Consider the following 21263-nt stretch of genomic DNA (forward strand, 5'->3'; position numbering starts at 1 on the left):
ATGCACTATATGCCACATCCAAAAAATGACAATCGGTGGCGTATTATATTTCCTTTTATTTGTTTTTCAGGTCACCGATAGCTTGCAGGTCAATGCCATATGTCTTTTTATAAAAATCAGTAACCAGATTATATTTTTCGTTGTATAATCCGTTTACATCATAGCTGGCAGACAGCCAGCTATGATGCATGGTGGCCGAGTCGGTGGAAGTGATCACGCAGATATATGCCAGCAGGTCTGTTACCCAGTCATATCTGCCATGGCTTTCTGTCGTAAAAAAAACGCCGTATTGATTTTTGTTTGGGTTATCGTTTCCGAAAGCGCCCATTTTGTTATAATCGGTCAGCTGGCTGAACCCTGGCGGTATGCTTACTATGCCGCTGCCGATGGCTTGCTGCCAGTAAGCCATATTGAGCCATCCCCGGGCGGAGTCCAGCTGCACACCTGTCAGGTGCTTAAGAGAATCATTTACGAGGCCAAAAGCCAGATAGTTTTTACCGGCAAACGAACTGTAATGATAAGTGCCCGGCTGCATATTGTTATCTGGGCCGCTGACAGCTTGAATGGTAATACTTGAGGCCAGCAAGATTTTAAAGGGCATGGTCATTTGCAAGAAAGCTGCCGGGTATGGCTCTAGCAGATTGGTATGCATAAAGCCCAGCGCCAGACTGATGGCAGTCGTGTCTGCAAGCCTTAGCGTCAGGCCATTTTCCACTTTGCCGATAATATCATAATTATAGTCTACACTATCATATTTATAAAGGATAAAACTTTTATACTCATTGTAAAAATCAACAATGGCCGCATCAAACGGGTGGTTCCCCTGTGGAAGGTTATAGAAGTAATCTGTCCCCTCAGCTGAAGGTCTGAGTGGAGATTCCTTTCTGCAGCCATGGATAATTATTACCAGTGCCAGCATCAAAGCTGTATTTCTTATAAAGGATGCCATAATTGCGCTTTTATAATACATTAAAATGATCAGTGCGTTTAACAAATTGCCTTAAATATTGACCCTAATGACTTTCCCTGACGGGTGCCGCCGGATTCTGTATCAGGTTTTGATTCATCAAAATAGCCGTCGGCGGTATCTGTAGGGTATATTGAGGATCATGCGCCTGGAGCGTAAAGGTTCTCTGACTTGTTTTAGTCATACCATAGGTATGCGTAATAGAAGGCATTCCGTAACGCCTCAGATCAAACCATCTGTGTCCCTCAAAGAAAAATTCACGCCTACGCTCCTGCCGGCAAAATTGTAATAAACTGTCTGCCGGTATCGCCTGCAAAGGCTGAAAATCAGCAGCTGAAAATCTGTTTTTGCGCAAGGTATTCAGATCTTCCATTGCCTTTTGACCAAAAGAAGCGTCACCTGTCAACAGATACTTTTGAGCGTAAGCCTCGGCTCTGTTGAGATAGGCCTCAGAGCTACGGAAGGCGCAACCGGTGGTCGTGATAATGGTACCAATGATTTCCCATTTCGCCGGTTGCGACAATATGGAAATCCACTGTTCAAAAATAGGCGGTGCTGTTGTAAAATAAATCTGGGCCCTCAGATCAGTGGGCTCAAACTGGCTGACAAGATCTTTCGACATCCCGTATGCGTAGGCAATCTTCAACGGATAGGTTTCATTACTGCTGCTATAGGTCCAGATCGTCTCGCGGTTGCCCACGCCGATGATGGGTAGAAAGGCCGGATTACCTGATGGGTCCGTTTTTCTCGGAAACCAATCGTTTAAATTCATCAGCTGCGGATGATACTGGATCACATAGTCCGCATGACGGATCACAGAATCCCAATCACACATATAGAGGGCTACCCGGGAGGCGAGCAGGTGTGCTGCGATATGGTCCACCCGGAAAATATCACCGGTCCTTTTCTCTGCATCCAGCATTTGAAAGGCCTGCTGAAGGTCACTATGTACCTGACGATATACCTGCTGAACCGAGTGCCTGCGCGGCATGCTGTCGGAGACATTAGCCGTCAGGATCAATGGGACGCCCGGACTTTTTTCGGGTGTTGTCGTTGAATCATTATAGGGACGACCATAAAGATTGACAAGCTGAAAATAGTAAAAAGCCCGTAGCGTATATGCCTGTCCCAACAGGTAATCCTTGTCAGCCCGTGTCCCTTCAGATTCCGGTCCGTATTGCAGGGCGATATTTGTTCCTGTAATCAGTTTATAGTAATTCTTATAGCCGTCAATTGTTATGCCTGAAGGATCAAAGCCACTGGCTTCCATCCTCTCAAAGAAATCCGGCTGCCAGGCGTATGCAGGCAGGCCCTGTTCATACCCGTCTCCTACATCTCCTTGCGTCACAGGAGGATACTCCTGCACATCATCATCCATCAGGCAGATGGCCTGGTGCAGCCTTCCTGTACTCAAAGGGTAGGCCGTACCCATCAGCAGTTCGCTAAATGACGTGGTGCTTTTGGGGGTAAAATCACTCTGGCTCCGCTCCTGAAGGAACTTCTTACAGGAGCTCAGCGAGGCAAGCAATAAGACGGTCATCAACATCCGCATGCGGCAGTTGCCGGCGGCGGCTGCCCATTTATATTGTTTTATTGTACGATTTGCCATAATCAAACGATTACAATTTCTAGGTATAAGTTAACTTGTCAAAAAGTAATACCCATTGTTAAATAATAGGAAGCCGTGGAGGGCATAGATCCAGTGCCGGTTCCGCTGTTTTCGGGGTCCTGCCATAACATGTCCTTGCTTTTGATGACAAAGGGGTTGTTGACGGTCAAAGCAATATTACCGCTTCTGATCCCCAGGTTTTGTAGACAGACCGTTGGCAGATTGTAACTCAGCATGATGGACTGGCAGCGCAGATAACTAGCGTTTGCGACACGGATCGTAGACTGGTCATAGGCATAGTAGCGTGAAATCTGGTTTAACACAGCGTCCCCGCCCGTAAAGGAAGAATTGGCCTGAGAGCTCGGCGCATAGAATTTAAGATAGCCTACCAGTTCCACCCAATTGGTAAAGGCCGGAATATTCGTGAATTTTTCATCACCGGGCTTACGCCACCTGTCCACCAGCTCTCTGGGCAGATTCTGGTCAGGGGCCGGTATACCGGAGCCCACACGCACCTTTGGCAATCCTGCATAAATCGGATTCAGTCTGTGATAATTACCCAGTGAGAGATAAAAATTAGCGGTCAGGGACAAATTGCCATAGCGGAGCTGCGTCGCGCTGCCCAAAGTAAAGGACGGATCCAGCCGGCCGCTGTAGGCGAGAAAATCCCGTGGACTGGACAGAGGTGCCTTATCTGCGCCTTTCAAATCATACAGGGGCACCCCATGGTTTCCGTCCAGTCCCTGAAATCTCCATGAATAAAAAGAACCGATAGGTGTTCCTGGCAGAATGACGGTTCCATTGAGGTAGTCATTATAGGTATATTTCAGGTCAGATTCTACCACCTTATTATACACCTGACTATAGACCCATTGCTGTGTCCATTGAAATTGACCTGCCTTTACGGGGATCACTGTCAAAGTCCCATCCCAGCCGCTGTTGTTCATTTTTCCGTAATTCTGATACATGGAGCTGATTCCGTATTCTAATGGAATATCTTTGGACGCGATCAGGTCTGTGCCTTTCTTGCTGTAAGCATCTACAGACAGTGATACCCTGCCCTTTAACAAAGAAATATCGATCCCGACATCCCAGCCGCTTGTCTTTTCCCAGCGCAAGTCCGGATAGGGCAGGCTTTTGAGGTCAAGTATATACTCGTTAGAAACAGGCGCCAGCGGCTCCCTGGGATAGGAAGCAATCAGATCAGGGCCTACCTCTGTTACAACATTGCCCTGTGTGCCATAATCTGCCCGAAGGTCCAGCCTGTTGACGGCACTTGTTGAATTAAACCACGGCTCATCGCCTACATGCCACATCAATCCTACAGACCAGTTCGGTAAAAAACGCTGATTGGAATACTGCCCGAATCGGTTGCTGCCATCGGTACGTATATTGGCATTCAATACATATTTCCGGTTCAACACATAAGAGCCTGTCGCGATATAACTCAGGGTATTGACCATTGTATTGGTTTGCTGAACCGTATGCATCACATTATTATCTTTTGCGGGATGGGTCGCATAATAAGAGGAGAAATAAGTATTTCCCCTGCCTGGATAATAACCCAGTTCCATGGAAGACAATGCATCAGACTTCGTGGACGTAATTTCCTGGATGACCGCCACAGACAACTCATCACGATTTCCGAACAGATTTTTATTAAATGTCAGTGTATTGCGCGCGGTATAAGAAGTTGTATGCGTATTTGCAGGATAGGAAATGCCGCCAAAAGGCAATGGTGATGAAGATTGTATGACATCTGTAGTTGGATAATCGAGATCATAACCCCTTAATTTGGCAATGTAATAACTGCCGTCTTCCGCGTACTGGAAAGATCTGTTGCTGCTCAGTGCGCCACTGAATAAGCCTTCATAAGAGAGCCCTGGCATAATCTTATAATTTAAACTGGCCGTTGCCTGAATATTTTGTGTTGAATTGGTATTACCGGTTTCATTGAGTTCGTTGAATATGGAGAAGTGTAAGGGGGTTGTGATCGGTACGACATAATGATAATCCGGTCCCTGCAGGCCACTGGAATAGCTTGCGATATAGGGCGCGTCCTTAGAAATGGCCCTGCTGGTTTTCAGTGCATAGTCATTGGGGTTTACCCCCTGAAAAAAACCATTGGCGTTTCTTAAAGAGGCATTGATGCTCATCTGGTAATTCAATTTCCTGCTGATTTCTCCTTGTATATTGGCCATAACGGTATAATTCTTAAGATCGTCGCCTTTGAAAGTGCCATGCATGGCCTGGTAACCCACGGATACATAATAAGTGCTTTTGCCGGCGCCGCCGGAAACGCTGAGGGTATGTCCCTGATTAAACTGGTTTCTGGCCAAAAGCGACAACCAATCCGTATTCATGGTTTCCAGCTTTGCGACCCCCTGGCTAAACGCAGCCTGCGTTATTTTGCGGTCATATAATTGCCTGAGCAGCCCTTCGTAAGAATTAGGGAGCGGGTTGAAGCCATAAAACACCCCGTTTTGGATCGCCTCACGCGACACATCTATGCGTTCTTTTGAATTCATCGCATCCACTCTGTTATAAGATGGCCGGCCGGTCATGCCCTCCTTCGTATAAAAACTTACAACAGCAGGGCCTGCTTTTCCTTTCTTGGTTTTAACGACGATAACGCCGTTGGCGGCCTTTACACCGTAAATAGCCGTGGCAGAAGCATCTTTAAGAAAAGTAAGGCTTTCGATGTCGTTTGGGTTAATCCCGGAAATCGCATTGCCGACAATATTAAAATTGGCGGTCTGGGCTCCATCGAGTGCCTGGTTGATCTGTAGTGGGGTCAGGTTCACAGGATCTTGTCGCACGACGCCATCCACCACCCAAATGGGAGAAGCATTTCCGACAATCGTCGAGGTGCCCCTGATTCGAAGCTTTGGTGAACTGGTCGGGCTCCCGGAACTATTGATGGCCATCAGCCCTGGCACCTTTCCCTGTATCATCTGATCCAAAGAAGCCGCACCTGCATTCAGGAACTCGTCCGCATCCAGTGTATAAACAGCTCCAACCACCTTACGTTTATCCACCGCTTGATAACCATTAATGACCACATCCTCGATTTCATGTACACTGCTATCCATTTTTAGGACAACGAATTTATTCTGATCGGACTGGCTGACTTTATACTGCCGGTCTCTCATGCCTACCATTGACAACTGAATATTACTTTCAGGAACGGCCATTATCTGAAACAACCCGTCAGAGGACGTGGCTGTCATCTGATGGGAAGAAAGTGCCTGAACCGTAACGCCGCCCAGCGGTTCGCCGCCATGTGTGGTGACCTGTCCTCTCAGTATGAGGGCGACCACCGGAGGTTTATCGCCTTTTTTTTCTTTATGTGCTTTTGCCGGTTGTTCCTTTTTTTTCTCGTAGATAACAACCCCGCCAAAAGACACCGTGTAGCTGAGTGCTGTTTTGGCCAGGACCTGGTCCAGCAGTACACCGAAAGGTACATTGTTTGCATGAACTGTGACAGGTGGTTGTACACGTATCAAACCACTGTTATATGTAAAGCGTATATTTGTTCTTTCTCTCAGTTCTTTCAGCACCTGGGAGAGCGGTTCATTGGTGGCAGAATAACTGACTGTCTGAGCTAAAAGGAGGCTGTCCTCTTTTTGTTGCGCTTTTATATGCCCGCAGGCTATCAGAAGGCAACAAAGAACGACTGCTTTAAAAACATACCCCCATCTGTCTCCCCTATTACTAAGGGAAGATAAAATCTGTTTTTGCATATTAATTTAAAAATTATATTAGAAATGCACGGGTGTTAGACAAAAAACATATCATAAGCGTTCACGCTTTATTGTGGCTTGTTTATAATCACTTCTTTATCATTTATTTTAAAATCAATATCCGTCCCTGTCTTTCTTATCAGTTGCAGCACTTCACGAATGGATGCTGGTTTACGCATATCCAGCGTTAATCTGATGTCTTTTAAAGAAGGGTCTGAGAATTTAAAATCATAGTCATAAACGCGTCCCAGTATACGGACGATATCAGTCAGGGAGGCATCATCAAAAAACAAATCCCCTTGATACCATGCTGTGTATAGTCGGACATCAACCTCGTGTCGGCTAAGGTCGCCGCCTTTACTGTAAACGGATTGTTCACCTGGCGACAGCACTACCGATTGATCGCCTTCCGTTACCTGTACCTTGCCCCGGACCAGGGTGGTTGTTTGCGTATCGCCGAATGTATTCACGTTAAATGCAGTCCCCAGCACCTTCATGGTGACAGGCCCGCTATGGACAATAAAAGGATGCTTCGGATCGTGCCTGATGTCAAAAAAGGCTTCCCCTTGCACATAGACCTCCCTGAACTTACCTGTAAAAGTTTCAGGAAACACAATGGTTGAGGCTGCATTGAGTGCTACCTTTGTACCGTCCTGTAATTGAATGGTATACGTTTTTCCTCTTGGCACCACCAGCGTATCTGAAACCACGGTAGCCTGGGAGGTTGTTGCACCGGACTGGTAAACCGCAGTCGTGGCACCCGACAAAATCTTTGCTCCCGTGCCCTGTATCGTTTGGTCTTTATCCCCTAACGAAAACACAGTCCCGTTAGACCTTCTGAGCATGATGTCTTTACGCTGGACGACCCTGGACTGATCGGTTTCTTTATGCTGACTCATGAGCCACCAAACGCCTAACCCGGCCATCACCAGTACTGAGGCGGCGGCTAACCAGCGGCCCATATACTTCGTTTTGCTACGACGATGCGCCAATGCCTGGGTAAAACGCTGCCAGCCTATATCTGACGGAAATTTGGCTTTGATCAGCTCCGCACGCATCTCTTTGGCCATGCTTAGCATGTCCTGTTCCTCCTTACTTAGGCTTTCGGGATCGCTTTCGTTATGCTCTAAAATGTCTAACAATTTTTCCCAATCTATATGATGATCATTAACGTTCATGATAACTGTTATTATTAAGGCAACAGCCTGTCAAAAATGAGTGAAGAACAAACAAAGATTCACAGAAATAAATAATAGGGCAACATTGACAATGCCTTTACATTCAGTTCTTAAATACTGAAAAGCCAATCTGATCTGCGTCTTAACGGTATTGATGGATATCCCCAGCCTGGCCGCGATTTCCTGGTATTTCAGACCGTCGATATTGCTGAGTAAAAAAATCTTTTTTCGTTGTGCGGGCAGCTTTGAAATGGCCTCCCACAATGCGTTATTTTGAGGCTCATTACCCGTCAACTCTTCACTGAACAAGAAGTTACAGCGTTTTTCCAGCTCTTGCAGCACTTCCAGCTGAACGCGGTTGACCTTTTTCAAATAATTAAGCGATGCATTGCGAATAGACCTGACGGCATAGCTTTTAAAGTTATGGGTGATCTGCAGGGTATCTTTCTTAGCCCAGCAATACAGGAAAAAGTCCTGAACGATGTCCATCGCAGCATTTTCATCTCCAGTCATATAATACCCCACCGCACACAAATGACTATAGTGCACCTTAAATAATTGCTCAAAAGCATCATTGGTAGATAACTCCAGTTTCGACATATTAACACACTTGAACTTTTCAAAATTGAATAACCCGTCCTAAATAAAAAAGATCCAAACGACTGCCGCCTTCCCCGATCTAAGGGTAAAACACTGACCATTGTAATTTACCCTTATTTAAAAACCGACCTGCCCGTCCAAGTCACAAAGAGCAACAACACATGCCTCCTGTATGATGCGGCCCCGGAAACAAGAGAAGTTGCCGACACCATAAGCTCCAATCCACTTTTGCATAATATAATTCTACAATATATAACTTATTTAATAATTATTAAATATCTTCTCTTTGGAAATTTATAGGCCATAATATCATTCATTTAAAATGAAGCTATGATGACTTATCTTTTAATAATTATTTCACGAGAATATTGTCTCTTTTGTACTAGACATTCTTAAAGGTAAAAAGGGTGAAGCCAGGCGCATCTTTTTTTCAAAGTCTTTACCGGGCTTTACAGGTAAGCTTCTGAAAGGGGACACATTCCAAGCCACTCCTCTATCTTTATAAGTGGTTTCCAATCCGGCCTGACCTTGTCTTTGACCGGAATTGAATAATAACTGATGGTAGACGATAGCTTGCCGTCCGCCAATTCCAGTTATACCGGGCTGAGCGGAACGGTATTTTATGCCCTGCCTAAAGTCCGTTTTGCTATCGGGTTAGACAACCTGACCAACAAACGGTATTGGGATGTATACGGCACCCCGCAGCTACCACGGCGGCTGAAAGCCTCCATGATCTTCCGGTTCTAGATAAAGCAGCAACCCTTCGGTGCGACGGTTGTTTATGCTCCGCAGTTAAGGGATTAAAAGACAGGGCGTCATTTCCATGATGTGCGCTGTTTTTTTTGCAAAGATGGCAATGACGGTCACCCGTTTTACAAAAAAATTCCCGATTGCGTAATAGAAATTCCCGATTTATTAATCGGCAGTTGCCCCAGAGCAAGATATTTGCGGGGCAAACTGGACGACTAAATATTTTTATCTAAAAGTTCCCATGAGATATCTCAAAAGCATAGTATCCTATATGCTTGCCCATCTATTACTATTAATCATCTGTTGCGGGCCGGCTAACGCCCAAACCGGAGGCGCATCTATTTCTGTAAACAACAATATTCAGCTAATCGGAACAGTTATGAATGCGTCTGATCTGCCTGTTCAGCAGGCTGTCATCCAGCTAAATCCCGGAAATCTCCGTGTCGTTGCTGACCGGGCAGGGCAGTTTCGGGTATCCCTTAAGGAAGGTATTGCCTACCAGATCAGCATACAAGCCCTCGGATACCGGTTTGTTGACGATCGTATTTATATACAGGACCAGGCAAGCTCTGTTATACACAAAAGCTGGCTGTTACAGGATTCAGTGGGAAACTTAACAGATGTTGAAGTTAGGGCCTTAAATCAGAAGCAACAATTGGCCAGCACACCAATCAAGGCGCAGATTCTGGATCTGAGCACTTTACAAGGGCAATCAGCCTCTCTGATTGAATTACTGAACAGAACTGCCGGTGTCCGGATCCGGACTACCGGCGGACTGGGAGCCAGTAATCAGATCCTGCTTAACGGCTTTCAGAATAAAGCCGTGCGTTTTTTTAAGGATGGCATCCCGACGGATTATTTGGGTGCAGCCTTCGACCTGGGTTCGGTACCTGTAAATCTACTGGATCATGTGGAAATATACAAAGGCGTCGTACCCGTCTATTTGGGAGCAGATGCATTAGGAGGTGCTGTGAACCTGGTCAGCAAAGCGCCGCGGAGATCATTTTTGAACGCGAGTTATCAGTTTGGCTCCTTTAATACCCACCGGGCTACATTAAATGGGATCTATTATAACCCGGACGGACATTTTTTTGCCGGGCTAAATGCCTATATGAACTATTCAGACAACAATTACGGCGTAGATGTCCCCGTAACGGATTCCCTAACCGGCGCCACCAGCCAGATACATACCAAACTCTTTCACAGCAAATTCAGCAGCTATTACGGTGAAGCCTTTGCCGGCTGGAAAGATCTTTCGTGGGCAGATCTTGTAAAACTCAGTCTGACTGCTTTTGATATCCGTAAAGAATTTCCCTTTGGCTCTTCCATGGATAAACCCTTCGGTAAAGCGAAAGGAAGGCAGCATTCCTTGGTCGGGAATTTGTTATACCGTAAAGCCCTTCTGGACCACCGGCTGAACTGGGAACAATTCTTTGTCGCCAGCAGGCTGCATAGTACAACGATTGACACGATAAGCGGGCATTACGACTGGTATGGCCATTTCACACCTAACGGATCCGAACAGGGCGAACTTTCTACGACCGGTTCGCTGGCCAAAATTCATTATGATTACCTGTTGTCAAGGACTGGCCTGGATTTTAAACTTGGTCATGCACACAGACTTTATGCCAATGTTATATGGAACCGTTTCAGACGCAAGGGGACAGACCCGAGAGGGTATACTTTTTCAGATGGCGGCGACGTCTTAAAAGTACCTGCTACCTACCGGAAGATCATTGCTGCTGTAGCCCTGGAATCGACCTTAATCCCCGGCAAACTGGATAATAACCTGATTGGCAAATTCTATCAATATACGACGGACGCCACGGATGCGGATTATCAGGGGCACGCGGTCCATACCAATAACAGTCAAAGTGCCTGGGGTGTTGCTGACGGCGTAAAATTCACGCTCTCCGACCACAGCTTTCTAAACTTGTCAGCTGAAACAGCGCTCCGGCTGCCGGAACAGGATGAGCTATTTGGCGACGGGCATCTGAAACTTTCAAACTTTGGATTACAGCCAGAGAGAAGCTTTAATGTCAATCTGGGATATAAACTGGCCATACCCCGGAAATGGTCACTCGAGCTCAATGGTTTTTACCGTCATACCAAGAATCTGATCCTGCTTATGCCCATTAATTTTATTTATGCGCAAAGCCAGAACGTAGATGAGGTACAAGGCGAGGGCCTTGATGCAGACCTGGGTGTATTTTTAACCCCCTGGCTGCAGGCAACGGGTAATTTCACCTATCAGAATTTGCGCTTAAAAAACACAGGATATAATACAACGGAAGGCGCCCGGCTAAAAAATACACCTTATTTTTTCGCCAACGCGGGGCTGCACGGCCATTGGCGAAATGTCCTTAAAAAGAAAGATCATTTACGTGCTTACTGGCTCTTTAACTATGTCAGAGAATACTATCTCTCTTATATTCCCAAATCTGTTGAACCGGGTGGTTTCCTGGGTTTGTTTGGCAGGGCCGGTATCGATGCCCGCAATATTATTCCGGATCAGCAGATCCATACCATTGGCGTTAACTATGAGCCAGCTCAGGCGCCTTTTAGTCTGGGACTGGAGGTAAAAGATATTTTCGATACCCGGATATTTGATCAGTTCAGGATCCAGAACCCGGGGCGAAGTTTTTCTGTCAAAATCAATTATTCAATTCACTAACCCTTTTTTAATCCATTAAAAAGTATATAGTATGTTCTCTACTTTAAAAAAAATATGTTTATCCGCCAGCCTTTTAATGGCTATGGCCATACTGCTGCCCGCCTGCAGTAAAGACAGCCCTTCAGACAATCATTCTGAGGAAGGTAATTATTCCTATATCGTTTTCACAAACGAGGGAGACTTAGGCACGCCGGGCTATATGACCGCCTATACTAAAATGCCCACAGGCGATTTTTCCAATATACAGTCAAAAACCTTACAGATGGGTTCAGCCTTTGGCTTTACCAAATATGGCAATTGGATCTTTAACCGTACCAGTATCGCAGGACAGGCTGGCATCCAGAAGCTGACCGTAGGCCCGAATGGCGCTATCCAGGACGCGGGATTCCTGGCAGGTGGCAACATGTTTCTTGTTGTAAGCCCGGAGTTGGGGTATTATTCCGATGAAACCAGGGGAACGATGCTCTTACAGACGTTCAACCCCACCACGATGACCCGCACCGGACAGATTGATCTGTCATCCTTATCCATGGATGGTGTTCCTTATCAGGTCGTGGGCAAGCATATTCTGGCCGCCAAAGAAGGTAAGCTATACGCCAGTGTCACCTATAGTTCCAACGCAAATGGAGGATATGGGGATGATATAGTGAATTATGCGGAGCTGGCCGTTATAGATATCGCTACCAATAAACTGGAAAAGACCATTCAATATCCGGGTATCAAGAGTTTCGGATGGGGCTCCAGCGCCAATAAGTTCTGGACCCTGGGTGACGACGGGGCTTTGTATTTTTATTATACGGGATTTAACGAGGGAATTACGAATTCCGCTATCGTGCGGATCAAAAAGGGCGAAACCGATTTTGATACAGACTGGATCTTAAAAGCAGACGATTTTCAGCAACATTCTACCATTGCAGGTGCGTTGATCAAAAGCGGCAAAATTTATATCCAGTTACCGGAAGAGCCGCTGACGGCTGACTTCAAGAACCTGGCTGATAATATCTGGGATTACTATGCCGTGGATATTAACACACTGGAAAAGACAAAAATTACGGGGATGCCTAAAACCCGTTATATCCACTCCAACGAACAGGGCATTACGGAGATTGACGGCAAAATTTACCTCTGGCTGGCTAACGGCGACCAGAACGGATACTATCTGTTGAATACGCAGACCAATGAAGCGACGAAAGCCTTCAACGTAACGGACGGCGGTCTGGTTTCCGGATTTATCCATCTGGACAGTAATTAATTTGTTTGATAAAATTAGGTTATGCAAGTCAAAACAGCACGCCGGTGGTACCATTGGCACAAATGGACTTCACTGATCTGCACAGTTTTTCTCTTAATGCTGTGCATGACAGGATTGCCCCTGATCTTTCATGAAGAGATCGATCATTTAACCAATTCTGTCAAAGAAGTACAGTTTGCCAAAGATGCGCCTGATCTTCGTTTGGACAGCCTGGCCGTCAGGGCCCAACAGGAGCATCCGGGTGAGCATATCCGGTATGTGTTCTGGGATGAAGATCATCCCGGTCTCGTCACTTTTGACCTGGCGGATAAACCTGCCGCGCCACCCGACCACAGCCATTATGTGACACTCCATCAAAAGACGGGCGAAGTGATGGGTAAGCCCAGGACAGACACGCTGATATACAAGATACTGGAACTGCATACAGACATGTTTCTGGGTATCGGCGGAAAGCTGTTTTTGGGACTTATGGGGATACTTTTTATAATCGCCCTCGTGTCTGGGGTCATGTTATATGGCCCTATCATGAAAAAGTTTAATTTCGGGATGGTCCGTAAATACAGGTCCAGACGCTTAAAATGGCTGGACACGCATAATCTGCTGGGCATCGTGATCCTCGCCTGGACGGTAGTGGTGGGGATCACCGGTATCATCAACACGCTATCCGACGTCGTACTCGGCCTCTGGCAGCAAGGGCAACTAAAGGAGATGGTGGCCCCCTATGCTAGTCAACCGGCGATTACAAGACCCTATAGCAGTCTGGATGATGCCATGAAGACCGCTCAGGCGGCAGCGCCGGATATGGCACCCTCCATTATCACCTATCCTGGAACGATCTTTAGCAGTAAGCACCATTATGCGATCTTTATGAGAGGAAAAACAGCCTTAACCTCCAGACTACTGATGCCGGCATTAATAGATGCTAAAACAGGAAAGTTAACGGATATCAGAAAAATGCCATGGTACGTCAATACTTTATTCCTATCTGAGCCACTCCATTTCGGGGATTATGGAGGCATGGCCCTGAAAGTGATCTGGGCTTTATTCGACCTGGCCACCATTATAGTATTAATCACCGGTCTTTACCTTTGGTGGGTAAGACGTAAATCCGATAAGTCAAAATGGGAAAATCTGACACCGAAGACATCTTAGGCGGTTTGCCGGATACAGAAACAGGCGTAAAAACCAGAGGATGGGGCAATTTATGGCTGCAACCGCTCATACTGTTCATTCTAATATTAACGGGGCTGATAGGCGCGCTGGTAGAAGACGGATGGTGGGATCTGCTGTTTTGTGTAATGCTGGCCTATCCGATTTACAAAATTTGCTACCATTATTACAGGCAGTAAGCTACTTAACCCGCCGCCTGTCATGCAGGACGGATCCCGGTAGAAAACAGGGATCCGTCCTGCATTTGGTGCTTTATGGAAGAAAGCCTTATGAAGGCAGCGTCGTTTCTGGCTGAAAACACATCATCAGAATGAAAATTTTATCCTATAACACTTTCCATTTAATCTTCAGGCCAGAAAAAAAACACACGCTATAAGCCAAACCTTATTGCGGGTATGTATGGCTGTTTTCATTTACCACGTTTTTTTTAAGTCAGCGGCTACAGGGGATTGTCAGGCTTATTAATTAATTTTGTCCCTAAATACAACCTATAATGAATATAGATCACCATAATACACTGGCGACTAAACAAAAAGCACTCACGATTAACCTGAATAAAAGTATTTACGGCTCTTTTGCAGAAATAGGTGCCGGACAAGACGTAGCGGCCAACTTTTTTAAGGCCGGTGGCGCATCCGGCACCATCGCTAAAACCATGTCTGCCTATGATATGATCTATTCTGATTCCATTTATGGCGTCCAGACCGACAAAAGGTACGTATCGGAGGCCAGATTACTTTCCATGCTTGATCACGAATTTAAATTATTACTGGAAAGACTGGATAAGCAAAAAGGTGAAATGACGACTTTCTTTGCGTTTGCCGACACGATCGCTGCTCTGAACTACCAAAAATCAAATGACGCACATGGGTGGATGGGGCTTCGTTTTCAACTGGAGCCCAAAGGGCCGCAAAATGACGTGATCCTCCATGTGAAGCTGCTGGACAATGACAATAATATGCAACAGCAAGCCGTGGGTATTTTGGGCGTTAATTTAATGTATGCCTGTTATAACTTTACCAATCCCGTTGTTTTTATGCGGTCCCTGATGGATGACCTTTCAAGGGATCGTATCCAGATAGACATGATCCGGTTCGAAGGCCCTGCCTTCCACAATGTGGACAATCGGCTGATGAGCCTGCATCTGGTGAAATTTGGTTTCTCTGACGTAGCCGTATTCGGTGCCGATGGCAATAATCTTCCTCCTTCAGATGCGCTGTATAAAAAACATATCGTGATGGTCAGAGGTAGGTTTCGGCCGGTTGTCAATGTCCATATGGATATGTTGAAAAATGGCGTAAAGCAATTTCTGGAAGATCCGGATATTGATGAGAAAAAACTGCTGGTGATAACCGAGCTCACGCTGCAAGGCTTAAAGGAACGGGGCGCCGATGATGCGGCGGAAATAGATGAAAAAGATTTTCTGGACCGTGTCGATATACTCTGCGCACTCGGCCAGACCGTTATGATTTCTAATTTTCACGAATACTATAAACTTGTGGCCTATTTGTCCAAAATCACAAAGCTGAAAATGGGCATCGTTTTGGGCTATCCCAATCTTGAATATATATTTGGCGAAGAGCATTATAGAGATTTGCCCGGCGGCATCCTGCAATCCTTTGCGACCTTATTCAGCCGGAAAGTAAAGCTATTTATCTACCCTACTTTACGGGGCGGAAATATACAGAACTGCCTGCACTTTAACCCTCCGCCGCACCTGATCGACCTGTATCGCTATCTGATTGCTAATAATAAAATTGAAGATATAGTTCATTACAACGAGCCCAATCTGCAATTACGGACAGATAACGTACTACGCCTGATTCAACACAATGAACCCGGCTGGGAGGCCCTGGTGCCCGATGAGGTCAGTGCGATGATCAAAGACAGGCGCTTATTCGGGTTTGCCGGCAGCGAGATGCCCGAACAGAGTAAGGATGTGCAGCCGGGCGAAACGGATATTTAAGACAGGGTAACACCATAAAATTTTACCATGTGGTGGAAATTACTACGGGCTGGAAATTACCATCGCCGAAGCCACTGGTGGTTTGATTACCGGTGGGTGTTCCTGTAAACACCCAAAGGAGTTGTTACATATTAAATATTAAACTAATAAATCCTCTCTTTTTTCTGTAAAAAGGAATTAAAGAGAGGCTTTTTTGTGGATGGGACATAGCAAGGCCATTAGACCTGTTATTTAGTCCGGTTGGATAAGGTAAGCGTGCCAATTCTAGGCCGCTGTGCTTTTAATCTGTGCGGCCGCCTGTTGCATTCTTTTGCTGATAATGGATGCGTTTGCTGTAAGGATGCCAAAGAAGATCCAGCAGGTCTCGGTAGACTGGTTCCTGGCTTTGATTTTATTTAAATGATAGTGGTTTTTCTCATTGCCAAAACTTCCTTCCAGGACCGTGCCCCTTTGACGGTTCAGCGCTGCCCGCATCGTTTTAGATTGTTCAACCAAAGCAGGCTTCTGCCTTCCTTTAGGAATAAAATTAGTGGTGATATTGTTTTGACGGCAATACTTTCTGTTGGTATTAGTGGCATAAATAGCATCGGCACTATGATGCGTGCACTTCCCAAAAAGTTTACGGTGCAGATAAATCGTATCCACCAGCTGTGTGCCTTCATTGAAGGCATCATAACTCAGCCGTTGGATAAAACTGATGCCGTCTACCTGTAACTTGTTGACCTTGGCTCCGAACTCTACAGCTTTTATTTCTTTGCCCCGGATAATGGGACGGATGTAGGGCTTGCTGATCGATACGATCCGGTCTTTGATCTGTGGGTTCCTATCCCCAAAAGCTTTGTTATGCTGTTGCTCGTATAGGGTACGTATCGTCTTCAGGCGGGTGGCTTTCCGCTTGCTGATATGAGTTCCGGGGCGGGCCTGCAATTCATCGTTAAGCTGCAGCAGGCGGTACAAAAAACCTAAGAGCTGCTTACGCAGTTTACGTTCCTTACGCCTGCTCTTTTTCCTGCAGCGCTGGTAGTTCAGGAACAGGGTTTTATGTTTCTCGTAGTTACTGCGGCTCTTACGTAATTTCAACTGTTTTCTAAAGAGTTGATTCAACGCATATACTTCCTTACAGGCACCCCACAGCAATTTGCAGTCAGTGGGATGGGCTATATAAGATTCATAACATGTGGCGTCCTCAAAGCTAAAGGCTGTATCTTTTATCCAGGGCTTCCAGTAACCCGCCAGGCACTGCTGCATGGCATCCATATCCAGGTATTGCCCGATATAACTGCGCCACCAGCTGGGAAGATTGGAATCCTTAATTCTCTCACCGGGCCTGAGCCGGATGCCACAAAACAGCTGCATGCACCAGTCAGTATTAATACGATCGATCAGCATCCGGTCACTGACGCCCATAACGTGCTTAAGGATCATCAGTCCAATACCTCCGCTGACATCAAACCAGCTCTTGCGTCCCTGGCCGGTAATAAGACCCCGGGGACTGGGAATAGTAGCGGATAACTGCTCAAAAGGGATGGCTTTATAAAGAATTCCTAAATCTGTTTGGCTAAAAGACTCATCCAGAAGATTCTCGTGAAAAAAAAGTAGATTTGTCATGGATTATAAAAAAAGTTATGCCCTACTTTGAACACTTTTTGTGCCAAAGCAGGGCAATTTTGTTATAATCCACACCCTGAAACTCAATGGGGATAACTATTACAGCTTTTCAGGAACACCCTACCGGTATGAATCGTTTATAAAAATCTTGGGAGCTTACATTATCATTATCGGTAACAGAATTAAACTTTTCCATTCCTTGTGATATAGAAAACCGTATCAATGAAAAAGAGCTTTCCGCCAGCCGTGATTACGTTTTCATCGTGCATATCTTCCAACAGCAAGTCAAAGTCTTGATTAAAATAATCATTACGCTTAATATTCTTGAAGCCATTAAAATTCAGGACTTCTTTTATATCTTCAAGATCGGCTTCTCCATCTGCTTTCACATAGTCCTGCTTGAGAACCACGTATAAAGCTCCTTCTATCTCTATAAACCCTTGACAAGCATATGCAGTAACTTCGAATAATAAATTGTGAATAACAAGACTATTAAAAAACTCAAGCCAAGTTGCATAATAAACGCAGTCGTTTAATTTCAGCACGCTTTTCCGATCACCGTTTAAATAAACTTTTGACACTCCTCCTTGTGTCAGATAATTAGCATCTTTTGGGAGTGCTGTTAACCAAAGACCATTTTGCTGACAGTATTCCCTTAAGCATTCGGCCTGCTTTTCTTTGACGACTGCCCTACCTTCGAATTCTCTTTTAATCGTTGGACCTGTCTCAAAGCTTCGGCATAGGTGGTTTCTGATTGCTGCGCAAGAATCTCCCGTCCCCTCAAGGACAGTTCCGCAAATGATATTTTTAAGTTTTTCTTTTGTATCATCACTATACATTTGTACAAATGTTACAAAAATATAGTAAATAATCAGTCTAACAAGTAAGCCATTGATTCTCTGACTATTAAATAAGGGTATTTTAGGAAAATCCTCCCCTAGCACATTTCTATTAAAAGGAGTTTTTATAATATTAACTGTTGGTTTTCAGTCGTATACTTTTGGAATTTGTTATTTAGAAAACTGGGCTTTTGCGTCAGCTGCTCCCATAAAGCAATTGGAGCAAATTTACCCACTTGATACACTTGATAGCTAAATCTGAAAAAGATATAGCTATATCTAAAAAGCACGTTGTTCAGGATAACTTTTTCCGTGACTAACACAGCGTATATAAATTCCCATCGGGACAGCTCCTATGGATCGATCTTTTAGAACAGGGACAGCGCTCCCTGATCCTTAAAAAAACGCAAGGCCATTTAGCGGCATTCCGGTCAGATTTTCTTTTGTATCTGCCAGTAATGTCCGAAAGGATCCCTGAACATCCCCTGTCTGTAGCCATAATCATGGTCCGTGACAGGACTGATCTGTCTGGCGCCCGCTGCGAGGGCCCTGTTAAATACCTCCTGCACGTCATCCACAAATAAACCGATCACCGTGGTCACCCCTTTCGCAGCCACCGGTTCAAGCGCATCAAACCAGCCCATGGTCTCATGTACATGAAAAACGGCTCCATCTATTTCCAACTCCGCAACATGAATACTCCCGTCATCATTGTTTAAACAAAAATGCTCCTTCGCGCCAAATTTAAGGTAAAAATCAATATTGAAGGTACCCTTCGGGATATGCAGTTCCGGCGCAAAATGTGTTTTTCCCATTGTGTTGGTCATATTGTTTTTTCCGTTTTTTTATTGACAACCATTCAAGGTTCATCAGTCAATAAGTTAAAAAGGCATATACATCTTCTGTGTTATTCATTGAAAGCTTTTATCCAGTTCAACAGCCTCTCTGATCAGTCCGGTTAAAGCAGCAACGTCAATATCCCCGACTTTTTGATAGATCTTATAGAACACCTGTTTGTTGGTGCCGCGGTCCAGATATCTGTTCTTATCGATCAGCCATTTACCATACCAGAAACCGAACAATACACCGGTTTTTATACCACTTCTGGGGACAGCTGCAGGAAAGATCAGGCATATAGATCTATTTGCGTAAAAAAACGGAACATTATAAGACAATTTCTCTTTACCATAACCGTCCAACGCCGCTATGGTGATCTCGCGCAACATATCCGTCAATGTGGCTTCCTCCCTTGGAAGAAAATCAAAGAGCTCAACCAGTGACCGAAATTTCATCTGTTCTTTTGCCATTTTATCTAAGCTGTTTTTTATAGATGTCAGTTTCCTTTTTCAGATAATAGCTTCGGGCAAAATAAGCCAATGGGCATCCGATAGCAATAATTAATATGATGGTACCCTTAATCGCTGTAAACCATCGGAACTCGGATCCCGGCGCATGCGTAAGTGGCAAAACCAGCAAATTCATGACCAGCCAGATAAAAAGCCCGTAAACAATGCCTTGCATAAACGGAGCGCCTACGACTTTTTTAAACTGCCCATACAGCACAAAAAACAAGACCGTCCAGAAAAAAGCAATGAAAAAATGTATGGCTAAGCCAAGCAGCGCCGGGCCGACCGGCTGCTCAAAAGCCTTTTCACCCAATAGACCGCTGGCAATAAACTGCAGAACACGCACCGGTAAAATATCATAACTCCACCATGCGTCGACAAATGCGATCAGTATATCGGCACAACCGGCCAGGAAGCCTATTTTTAGTACCGCGCTTGAAATCCTGTTCATTTCACGCCTGTTAAGTTTGTCAGAAGATCTATTCAGCAATGGTCATTTTTGATATTCTATCAGAAAATGCGATACGCTAAAACGCTATAGAGAAAACCGTATCATCAGATAGCGGTGACCACTCCGTTTATGCACACAAGTTAAGTATTTTCTTTTAATAGGATTATCAGATGGCAGGAGTCCTCTACGATACATCGCTAATGAACCCTGCCCTCAACCTTTAACGGTCGATTTGTGTGAATATTTTATACTAATGCTTCAAAATATTCTTTCAGCGTATGGCTTCCACATTCCGGGGCAATCATATCCATCGTCAAGACAGCCATTAAAAATTCGATCGGGCCATAGGTTTTGCTGCCGGTAAACGTCCTAATCAAAAATAAGGCGAGTTTGCTGATTCCATTTGGAATATGCGTGATTTTGGGCTTTTTAAGAGCCGCAGAAAACGCTATTTTGGCGATCTGATTGTGCGTCATAATTTGCGGGCCGCCCGTTAAAAGTTCTTTTTCACCTGACCTAATGGCATTTACGCAAATGGCCGCGAGATCGGCGCCATGAATAGGGTTCATTCTATGCTGCCCGTCCCCAAACAAAAATACGCGCCCCTTTTTCGCCATCTCGTAAAATTCCTTCATATCCGAGAAATAGCCCGTAGGGCGAATGATACAATAATCCAACCCTGATTTCTTTAAGACCGCCACAAATTTTTCTTTCGCTGCACAGATTTTAAGATGCATTAATTTATCGGCGTTTAGCACAGAAATATAGATAATTTTCTTCACCCCGCTTCTTTTAGCCTCTTCCAGCAAATTAAGATTCGCCTGATAGTCCACATCCATATATGTCAGCCCATCCTTTTGCCGGGTAATGCCAACCGTGGATATGACAATGTCTACATCCCAACAACAGCCTTTCAGTGTCTCCGGCCGCGTTACTTCTGCCTTTATAATGTCCAGCTTCGGATACGTAAGGCATCCTTGCGGCAGCTTTTTCTCATTTCTGACAAGTGCCTTCGTTTCAAAGCCCCTGCGCAAAAGTTCTTTTAGAATGTATCCGCCCAAATACCCGGTTGCGCCTGCCAGCAGTATCTTGTTCATATACTCAAGTGTT

General features: G+C 45.2%; 17 protein-coding genes. 6 read left to right on the forward strand and 11 right to left on the reverse strand.

Annotated elements, in window-relative coordinates; translation table 11 throughout:
• Positions 1–55 precede the first annotated feature (55 nt).
• From K9M52_RS18625 to K9M52_RS18645, 5 genes are all read right to left on the reverse strand, one after another.
• The gene (locus tag K9M52_RS18625) at positions 56–949 is read right to left on the reverse strand and encodes a hypothetical protein (RefSeq protein WP_224069949.1); all 894 of its coding nucleotides are present in this window, start codon (positions 947–949) and stop codon (positions 56–58) included.
• A gap of 64 nt (positions 950–1013) precedes the next feature.
• Positions 1014–2576: a RagB/SusD family nutrient uptake outer membrane protein gene (locus tag K9M52_RS18630; protein WP_224069950.1), complete on the reverse strand. Its 1563-nt coding sequence runs from the start codon at positions 2574–2576 to the stop codon at positions 1014–1016.
• 38 nt (positions 2577–2614) lie between these two features.
• Positions 2615–6319: a SusC/RagA family TonB-linked outer membrane protein gene (locus K9M52_RS18635; RefSeq protein ID WP_224069951.1), complete on the reverse strand. Its 3705-nt coding sequence runs from the start codon at positions 6317–6319 to the stop codon at positions 2615–2617.
• A gap of 68 nt (positions 6320–6387) precedes the next feature.
• Entirely contained in the window at positions 6388–7497 is a 1110-nt protein-coding gene (locus tag K9M52_RS18640; RefSeq protein WP_224069952.1) for a FecR family protein, read from the reverse strand.
• A gap of 30 nt (positions 7498–7527) precedes the next feature.
• Positions 7528–8097 carry an RNA polymerase sigma-70 factor gene (locus K9M52_RS18645; RefSeq protein ID WP_224069953.1) on the reverse strand — a complete coding sequence of 190 codons (570 nt, stop codon included), beginning with the start codon at positions 8095–8097 and terminating at the stop codon, positions 7528–7530.
• A 558-nt stretch (positions 8098–8655) separates the two neighbouring features.
• Here K9M52_RS18645 and K9M52_RS18650 point away from each other — a divergent pair.
• The 6 genes from K9M52_RS18650 to K9M52_RS18675 all read left to right on the forward strand — a co-directional run bounded on the left by K9M52_RS18650 (position 8656) and on the right by K9M52_RS18675 (position 15909).
• A complete protein-coding gene (locus K9M52_RS18650; RefSeq protein ID WP_224069954.1) occupies positions 8656–8844 on the forward strand; it encodes a TonB-dependent receptor in 189 nt (62 codons plus the stop codon).
• Between the two features lie 244 nt (positions 8845–9088).
• The gene (locus K9M52_RS18655) at positions 9089–11521 is read left to right on the forward strand and encodes a TonB-dependent receptor plug domain-containing protein (protein WP_224069955.1); all 2433 of its coding nucleotides are present in this window, start codon (positions 9089–9091) and stop codon (positions 11519–11521) included.
• A gap of 31 nt (positions 11522–11552) precedes the next feature.
• Positions 11553–12773, forward strand: coding sequence for a hypothetical protein (locus K9M52_RS18660; protein WP_224069956.1), 1221 nt, complete (start codon positions 11553–11555; stop codon positions 12771–12773).
• Positions 12774–12794: 21 nt separating this feature from the next.
• Positions 12795–13925: a PepSY-associated TM helix domain-containing protein gene (locus K9M52_RS18665; RefSeq protein WP_224069957.1), complete on the forward strand. Its 1131-nt coding sequence runs from the start codon at positions 12795–12797 to the stop codon at positions 13923–13925.
• On the forward strand, positions 13895–14122 hold the full coding sequence (locus K9M52_RS18670) for a hypothetical protein (RefSeq protein WP_224069958.1): 228 nt from the start codon (positions 13895–13897) through the stop codon (positions 14120–14122). The genes K9M52_RS18665 and K9M52_RS18670 overlap by 31 nt, the downstream gene beginning before the upstream one ends.
• Positions 14123–14436: 314 nt before the next feature.
• Positions 14437–15909, forward strand: a complete 1473-nt coding sequence (locus K9M52_RS18675; RefSeq protein ID WP_224069959.1) for a hypothetical protein — start codon at positions 14437–14439, stop codon at positions 15907–15909.
• 264 nt (positions 15910–16173) lie between these two features.
• Here K9M52_RS18675 and K9M52_RS18680 read toward each other — a convergent pair whose 3' ends face one another.
• The 6 genes from K9M52_RS18680 to K9M52_RS18705 all read right to left on the reverse strand — a co-directional run bounded on the left by K9M52_RS18680 (position 16174) and on the right by K9M52_RS18705 (position 21250).
• Complete coding sequence (locus K9M52_RS18680; RefSeq protein ID WP_224069960.1) at positions 16174–17517, reverse strand: transposase; 1344 nt, start codon at positions 17515–17517, stop codon at positions 16174–16176.
• A 182-nt stretch (positions 17518–17699) separates the two neighbouring features.
• On the reverse strand, positions 17700–18356 hold the full coding sequence (locus tag K9M52_RS18685) for a putative polyvalent protein kinase domain-containing protein (RefSeq protein WP_224069961.1): 657 nt from the start codon (positions 18354–18356) through the stop codon (positions 17700–17702).
• A gap of 431 nt (positions 18357–18787) precedes the next feature.
• Complete coding sequence (locus K9M52_RS18690; protein WP_224069962.1) at positions 18788–19183, reverse strand: VOC family protein; 396 nt, start codon at positions 19181–19183, stop codon at positions 18788–18790.
• Positions 19184–19267: 84 nt separating this feature from the next.
• The gene (locus K9M52_RS18695) at positions 19268–19663 is read right to left on the reverse strand and encodes a DUF1801 domain-containing protein (protein ID WP_224069963.1); all 396 of its coding nucleotides are present in this window, start codon (positions 19661–19663) and stop codon (positions 19268–19270) included.
• A 1-nt stretch (position 19664) separates the two neighbouring features.
• Positions 19665–20153 carry a DUF1440 domain-containing protein gene (locus K9M52_RS18700; protein ID WP_224069964.1) on the reverse strand — a complete coding sequence of 163 codons (489 nt, stop codon included), beginning with the start codon at positions 20151–20153 and terminating at the stop codon, positions 19665–19667.
• A 245-nt stretch (positions 20154–20398) separates the two neighbouring features.
• Complete coding sequence (locus K9M52_RS18705) at positions 20399–21250, reverse strand: SDR family oxidoreductase (RefSeq protein ID WP_224069965.1); 852 nt, start codon at positions 21248–21250, stop codon at positions 20399–20401.
• Positions 21251–21263: the final 13 nt, after the last annotated feature.

The sequence above is a fragment of the Arachidicoccus terrestris genome (genome assembly GCF_020042345.1).
Lineage (GTDB): Bacteria > Bacteroidota > Bacteroidia > Chitinophagales > Chitinophagaceae > Arachidicoccus > Arachidicoccus terrestris.